Annotated in this window: 8 protein-coding genes and 1 pseudogene; 1 reads left to right on the forward strand and 8 read right to left on the reverse strand. The window is 60.0% G+C overall.

Annotated elements, in window-relative coordinates:
- Positions 1-185: 185 nt before the first annotated feature.
- From G6N73_RS27515 to G6N73_RS37265, 5 genes are all read right to left on the reverse strand, one after another.
- Positions 186-581 carry a hypothetical protein gene (locus G6N73_RS27515; protein ID WP_165033157.1) on the reverse strand — a complete coding sequence of 132 codons (396 nt, stop codon included), beginning with the start codon at positions 579-581 and terminating at the stop codon, positions 186-188.
- Positions 582-616: 35 nt separating this feature from the next.
- Positions 617-1,099 (reverse strand): hypothetical protein, encoded by a 483-nt coding sequence (locus G6N73_RS27520; protein ID WP_165033158.1) that lies wholly within the window; start codon positions 1,097-1,099, stop codon positions 617-619.
- A gap of 101 nt (positions 1,100-1,200) precedes the next feature.
- Positions 1,201-1,419 carry a hypothetical protein gene (locus tag G6N73_RS27525; RefSeq protein WP_165033159.1) on the reverse strand — a complete coding sequence of 73 codons (219 nt, stop codon included), beginning with the start codon at positions 1,417-1,419 and terminating at the stop codon, positions 1,201-1,203.
- Between the two features lie 91 nt (positions 1,420-1,510).
- Positions 1,511-1,843, reverse strand: coding sequence for a hypothetical protein (locus G6N73_RS27530; RefSeq protein WP_165033160.1), 333 nt, complete (start codon positions 1,841-1,843; stop codon positions 1,511-1,513).
- Between the two features lie 455 nt (positions 1,844-2,298).
- Positions 2,299-2,400: a hypothetical protein gene (locus tag G6N73_RS37265; protein WP_343044756.1), complete on the reverse strand. Its 102-nt coding sequence runs from the start codon at positions 2,398-2,400 to the stop codon at positions 2,299-2,301.
- Between the two features lie 444 nt (positions 2,401-2,844).
- Between G6N73_RS37265 and G6N73_RS27540 the strand changes: the two genes are divergently transcribed.
- Positions 2,845-3,990, forward strand: coding sequence for a helix-turn-helix transcriptional regulator (locus tag G6N73_RS27540; protein ID WP_343044757.1), 1,146 nt, complete (start codon positions 2,845-2,847; stop codon positions 3,988-3,990).
- Between the two features lie 897 nt (positions 3,991-4,887).
- Here the strand turns inward: G6N73_RS27540 and G6N73_RS37270 are convergent.
- The 3 genes and pseudogenes from G6N73_RS37270 to G6N73_RS27555 form a co-directional block, all read right to left on the reverse strand.
- A complete protein-coding gene (locus G6N73_RS37270) occupies positions 4,888-5,499 on the reverse strand; it encodes an IS3 family transposase (protein WP_165033161.1) in 612 nt (203 codons plus the stop codon).
- Between the two features lie 28 nt (positions 5,500-5,527).
- Positions 5,528-5,686, reverse strand: a pseudogene (locus G6N73_RS37275) (IS3 family transposase); the annotation flags it as partial.
- Positions 5,686-6,000: transposase (locus G6N73_RS27555; RefSeq protein WP_165033162.1), on the reverse strand; the 315-nt coding region annotated here is incomplete at its 5' end. The pseudogene G6N73_RS37275 and the gene G6N73_RS27555, both read right to left, overlap by 1 nt.

The raw sequence follows: 6,000 nt of genomic DNA on the forward strand, positions 1-6,000 counted from the left end.
GGGGGACCATCGGCCCATCAGATATGCAACGCCTCTCCTCCCATGGTCCGTGTCGATGTGGCTGGTCCTCAGCCTGTCGGCTTGCGGAAAGCCCCTCGGGTGACAGCTTGGGAGCTTGGGGTTCCTGTCCGTCTCTGCCGCTCTTCGGCTTCGATCGGTCAAGCTGTCACCCTTGGGGAGGTCTATCAGTCAGGGTTCGCCGCTATGTGCGCCGCCACCCGTTGAGCGTGGTCAGTGAGCAAGGCCCAGTCACCACGGACCACCGCCATGCGGAACGCTGGCAACTCAGCTTGGTCGATGAACTCCGACCACGTGTCCAGGTCGAGCCCAACGGGCGTCAAAATGCTACGCTCCAGCCGCTGCGTGAACGCCTGCTCGACCACAAGGGCCTCGACCTGATCCACGCCAGCCCGCTCATAGTCGATTATGCCAGTCTCGGCATAAGCATCAACCACGGCTTGCTGCGTCTCCAGCGGGGCAGTCTCGGCCCACCTGTTGATGGCCTCGTCTGCGGTCGCTGAGAGCTTGTTGTGGACCTTGTCGGCCTTCTCCTCGTCGGTCTCGTCTTCCTCGCCCTCCACCCCAGTTTCCTGAGGCTGTTCTGGGGCTGGCGAGGCTACCTGAAAGACGCGATGGGCTTGCCGTAGCCGTAGGGAATGAGGGCTTCGTTCAAGCCACGGTCATAATCCGCCTTGCTGATCTCGCCACGGGCCAGCATGTCCTTGGCCTGCTGCGGTCCCAACTGGATGCCTCCAACAGTCACCGGAAGCTGGTCGACAATGGCAGCCGGTGCCGAGATGAAGGGTCCCGAGTTCATCGGAGCTTTCGCGTTCAACTGCTCCACGGTCGTCTGACCGTTGGCGACGGTGATCCGCTGGTTAAGCTGACCACGCTGCTGGGCTTGGAACCATGCGTTCCCGTCCAGCGAAACCTGCGTGGCCGCGTCAACCTGTGCCTTAAGCGCCGCCGCCTTGTTCGCTTGGTCTGCCTTGACCGAGGCATATTCGAGCCGGTCGATGTGATCCCGACGCTGCTCGCCGGTCATGGCCTGAAATGCGCTCTCCGCTGCGGTCGGAAGACGGGCTTCGGTGCCCGACATCGCGCCATAAGACGCCTTGTTATGCTCGTTCATTTGGTCTGTTCCTTTCAATTGGGGGAGGGCCCCGAGACGGAATTGTCCCGAGCACCGATTTTGTGGGTTTACTCGGCAGCCTTGGCCGCTGCTTCTGCTTCGGCTTCCGCCTTGGCTCTGGCTTCCGCCTCGACCTGAGCAACGGTGACAACCACGCCGTTATGAACGGTCGTTACGCCTTCGAGCATCGGTGCTGCGGCTGGCTTGCGGGTATCGCCGCTGTCGACGGTCTCGGCTGCTCCGGTGGCTTCGGCGTAGACGTTGCCCGAGATGAATGTGTTGGTCATGTGTGTCTGCCTTTCTGGCATAGTTGATCGCCCCCGAGACGGAATGCCCCGAGGTGCGGAAGGTGCTGCGCTGTCTGTATTGTCTGTGGCCTCAGCGGCCCGGTGTGAGCCCGGTCGAGAGGTCTGGGGCTGCCACCTCAGGTATGGCGTCAGGTGCCCTCATGGTGCCCGTGCGTGGCCGCATGAAGACATTCGCCATTCGCCCTGCGAGCGCCTCAGCCTCAAGCTCGGGAAAGCCAAAGACCATGTAAGATCGCTGCGCCACGGTCTGGGCATCGGGCAGCCCCGTGAGCCTGTCCAGTTCCGAGTTTGTGCCTTCGGTCATGCGGTCGAGCGCCGCGACGATGGACAGGGCTTGCTCTCTGGTTGGCCACTCAGCCTGCAACGGCAGGTGCGGGGCGACGGGTGATCGCAGAACGGTCATGACTGCTGCTCTATGAGGTACTGCCGGAATGTCTGCCTCGGAAGATCTTTTAGTGGATCCGATTGTCAGACTTGTCATGGCTCGGGACGGATTCGCTCCCGAAGATATTCGTCATCTGATGCGCCATGTCGCGGCTCGCGCCGCCGGTACATCATCACGTCAAACGCAACCTGTCACTCCGCGTGTTGTCCAGCACGGTTGCAAATGGGCCGACGCCGCTTAGCGGTGTCGGCCACGCCTCGTTCTCCGGCCGGTGCGCACATCGCTTCATCGCTGGCAGCGTTGGACACAATCTACCTCAGGAGGCTCCGCATGCGTTCACTAAGCCGGCGCTGACGGCCAGAGTAGCAACCACTTGAACTTCTCCGGAGGCTCTCGGACCGAGAGCAGTCAAATAATTCCTGGAGAATGAAAGTCACCTTCGGGGTCAATGTCGGGTGTTGACGGACGAGCACTTAGCCACAGCGGAAGGATTCGAGGCGAAGTGGAAGGCCGCGCTCGATCGAGCCGACATCAGGTGGTAGCACGGCGATGCCATCAGCAAGAGCCATCGCCATGAGGCTTGCCGACGACCCGCGGCTGAGCACAGTCAGCACAGGCCGCCCCCAGTTCGTCCCGCCCGGTTATCGTCGCCGGAACAAATTTTGGTCCGTCCAAGCCGCTTCTCATACACGAATCCTGAGGCCGCCGACGACCATTCCGGTCCAATTGCCGAGTCCTGCGATAGCCCGGATTGCAGGAAGCGCAATCTGACGGATGGCGCGCGAGCGCCGCGTTCGGATTGCCGGGCAACGCGGCGAACAGCATTGTTCCGATCATTCCAATCTTGACCGGCTTTCCAGGAGGTCAACGCCAGTACCCTCGGTGGGCTTGCGGAGCATATGAGCCTCGCAATTTCATCCGCCTTGTCGAAACGGCGTGCACGTGTTGTGTTTCGATTTTGTCCTCTGCGTTGTCAACCAAAACGTTGCAATGTTAGTCTATTGATGCCGCAGTGACACGTGACGCAGCGGGTCGTGCGGCTGCACGCAGAAACTGGAGCCGGGGATTTAGTGACGGTATCAACGGTCGAAGACAAACTTGTCGACTCCATCTACGCCACCGTTTTCGGCGAGGGTACATGGCAGGACTTTCTGGCGAAGTTGAGCCGGATACTTCCCGACGGTCGGTCCACCCTCTTCTACCACGACAGCAGACGGAGCAAGGGTGCCTTCAACCTCAACTCCGGCTTCGATGCCGCCGAGGTCGCCAAATACGGAGAGTATTACTCCAGCATCAACCCGTGGATGCCGGCGGCGGCGGTAAGGAAAGTAGGTCTGGGCGTGGTGGCCGAGCAGATGTTCCCGCGCGACCGCTTGGTGAAGACCGAGTTCTATAATGACTTCTGGTCAAAGGTCGGTGGGGAGTCCGCAGTCGGAGTGACCATAGTCAGAGAGGAAGGGCGCTCTTTCCTCCTGTCGACGCTGACATCATGTCCGGATCCGGAAGCAAACAGGCACGCCGCCGATACCCTGACCCGGCTAGCGCCGCACCTCAATCGCGCATTCAAGCATTTCAGGTCCGAGCCGGGCCAAAGGACCATAGCGGAAATCGGAAGCTCGCTGTTCGATGCCGTCGACATCGGCATGGTGGTCGTCGGAGATCGCGGCCTCGTCAAGTCCGCCTCGTCAGTTGGCCAAAACATGATCAACACCGGTCGCTGCCTGCGGGTAACCCTGCTCGGAAAAATCAAAGTCTGCCAGGAGAGGGCGGATTATCTGCTCAGCCAGATGCTCGACAGGTCCTACCAGGGATCGCGGGTGGCGAGCTGTATGGTCGATGCCTTCAAGCTGACCTTCATACAAGTCGCCAAAGACCCCCTGTCGCTCTACTTCCAGGGGCCGACAATCGTTATCCTGATGGAACAGGGGAACACGATGCCGAGGGTGAACGGCGACTATTTTTCCAAAGCGTACGGGCTTACTGCAGCGGAGACGCGGGCGCTCGCGGGCATCATGGCTGGCAAGAGCGTCGACGAAATTGCCAATGCTGCCGCGCTTTCGCGGGAGACTATCCGGTCACAAATGAAGAGCCTCTACGCAAAGACGGGAACGAAGGGCCAGCTCGAGCTGCTCCGTCTTGCCAAGACATCCCTCCTCCCTGTTTGAAGTGGGCGAGTGGGATCCGCCATCTGTTCGATGCTCGCAAGCCGTCTGCTCTGCCGCGCTGAATGTTTGAACTGCCTGCCCTTTTTTGCGTACCGGAATTTCCGTCGACCCGGACAGGAAGCGTGTAACGGCTTTGCCGCGCGGCATCCGGGAATGCGGATTCTCACTCAGCGACGCATATCAATGACGACTTGCCGGCGAGTGCGATTTCACCCTGCAGGGTGAAGCGCCTTCCCACCCTGCGTGTCATACAAGCATCGGCTCCTGCCGGAGCCGGTTGTATCTGAGACCCGGCGGCGACGCCGTGTATTGGCGGGGGCCGTATCAAAGCCCCACACGGCTCCCGCCCTTTTCACAACCATCTTTTCACCGGAGCACGCCCTGTGCCGTCCTTCGTCAGCAGCGGAGCAAGGCTACTTCGGGCCACTTCAGAAGATTGGGCATTGGATTGGTCCTATTTGCCCGGTTGTGACATGACGATCGCGCATTTCAGGGAGGATTAGTAAATGGCGATTAGCCTACCGTGCGAAGCGGGAGATTCATGACAATGAGCGACGGGAGTAGAGAGGCGGGCGGGCCAGGGGGAAGCTGGCGCGCCATGGCGGTGCATTGTTCATGTCGGCCGCCATGGCATTGGCATTGTGGTGGCTGTTGACCGCGTAGCATTTGGTCAGTGCGCCGCTTATGCAGCCGGCGAGGTGATCCATGCAATCGTGTCGGGCGATCGGTTGTCCGCTACCGCCCGCAAGTAGGGGTGGACCCTGGCAACTATCCGAACTGGATTGTCGTCGCCCGTTAAGGACGATGATGAGGGGGTGAGACATTTTATGCTCAGCGTGTTGATTTCCGCCGAGAACTGACCCGGGATTGGAGTGCGCCCCTTGGGGTGGACATTGATCAGGCTGCGGTTTTGCCCGTCTGCCGGACGTATTGATCCTCGAACTGCTGCGGACTGAGATATCCCAGCGACGAATGCAGTCTGCGTTTGTTGTAATTCTCCTCGATGAAGTGGGGGAGATGCTCAATGACATCCTCGTAAGTTTCGAAAGCCATCGGATATACAGCTTCCACCTTGAGCGTCTTCATGAAGCTCTCTGCCTTGGCGTTGTCATAAGGATTTCCTTTTCGTCCCATCGAGCCGATCAAACCCTCGTCGGCAAGGAGTTGCCGATAGATCTCCGCAGCGTATTGCGATCCGCGATCGGAATGATGAATGCAGCCTGGTGGCGGTTTTCTTCGCTCGATAGCCGCCTTCAAGGCTGCAACTGTCAGGCGTGCGTCGATCGACCGCCCGATGGCGTAGCCGGCGATCAAGCGCGACCAGGCATCGAGAATGATGGCAACGTAGACGAAACGGCCTGGCAGCGCCACGTAGGTCATATCGCCAAACCCAGAGCTGGTTCGGCCCCGTCGGGATGACATCCCTTGCCAGGTTTGCGAAGATCGGACCATTGTGATTGCTGTCGGTCGTGGCAATGAACCGCCGCTTGATCTTGGGTTGTAGGTCATGCTCACGCATGAGACGCCGGATTTTCTTGTGGTTCACTACGAGGCCCTGCTGGCGAAGAGCAGCGCCAACGCGGCGATAGCCGTAAAACTCGAACTCGTCGCAGATGTCGAATATCGCTTCCACAATCGCGGTGTCGTCGGCCTGCCTGTCCCGACGGTCATAGTAGGTCGAACGCGCGATCCCCATCAGCCGACATCCTTCGGCGACAGAGAGGCCACGGGGCCGGTGACGACGGATGTAATCTCTCTTTTCGGCGGCGGTACGCTTTTCAGAGCCCCCTTTAGAAACTCCAGCTCCAGGGCCTGCTTGCCGACAAGCCGCTCAAGGGCGGCAATCCGTGCTTCGTATTCCTGGATGATGTCCGCGGCCTGCGCATCATCATCGAAAGCACCCTCCTCATACTTGCGGACCCAGACACGGATCAGCTGACGCTGGACATCGTGGCGCTTCGCCAGACCGTGGAGCGTCTCTCCCGATAGATATTCCTGCGCAACCTGGCG

The sequence above is a fragment of the Allomesorhizobium camelthorni genome (genome assembly GCF_011045125.1).
GTDB classification, from domain to species: domain Bacteria; phylum Pseudomonadota; class Alphaproteobacteria; order Rhizobiales; family Rhizobiaceae; genus Allomesorhizobium; species Allomesorhizobium camelthorni.

Coding starts and splice junctions, on each gene's coding strand:
- G6N73_RS27520 (WP_165033158.1), bottom strand. CDS start 1,099: ATGTCGGGCACCGAAGCCCGTCTTCCGACCGCAGCGGAGAGCGCATTT.
- G6N73_RS27525 (WP_165033159.1), bottom strand. CDS start 1,419: ATGACCAACACATTCATCTCGGGCAACGTCTACGCCGAAGCCACCGGA.
- G6N73_RS27530 (WP_165033160.1), bottom strand. CDS start 1,843: ATGACCGTTCTGCGATCACCCGTCGCCCCGCACCTGCCGTTGCAGGCT.
- G6N73_RS37265 (WP_343044756.1), bottom strand. CDS start 2,400: ATGGCGATGGCTCTTGCTGATGGCATCGCCGTGCTACCACCTGATGTC.
- G6N73_RS37270 (WP_165033161.1), bottom strand. CDS start 5,499: ATGACCTACAACCCAAGATCAAGCGGCGGTTCATTGCCACGACCGACA.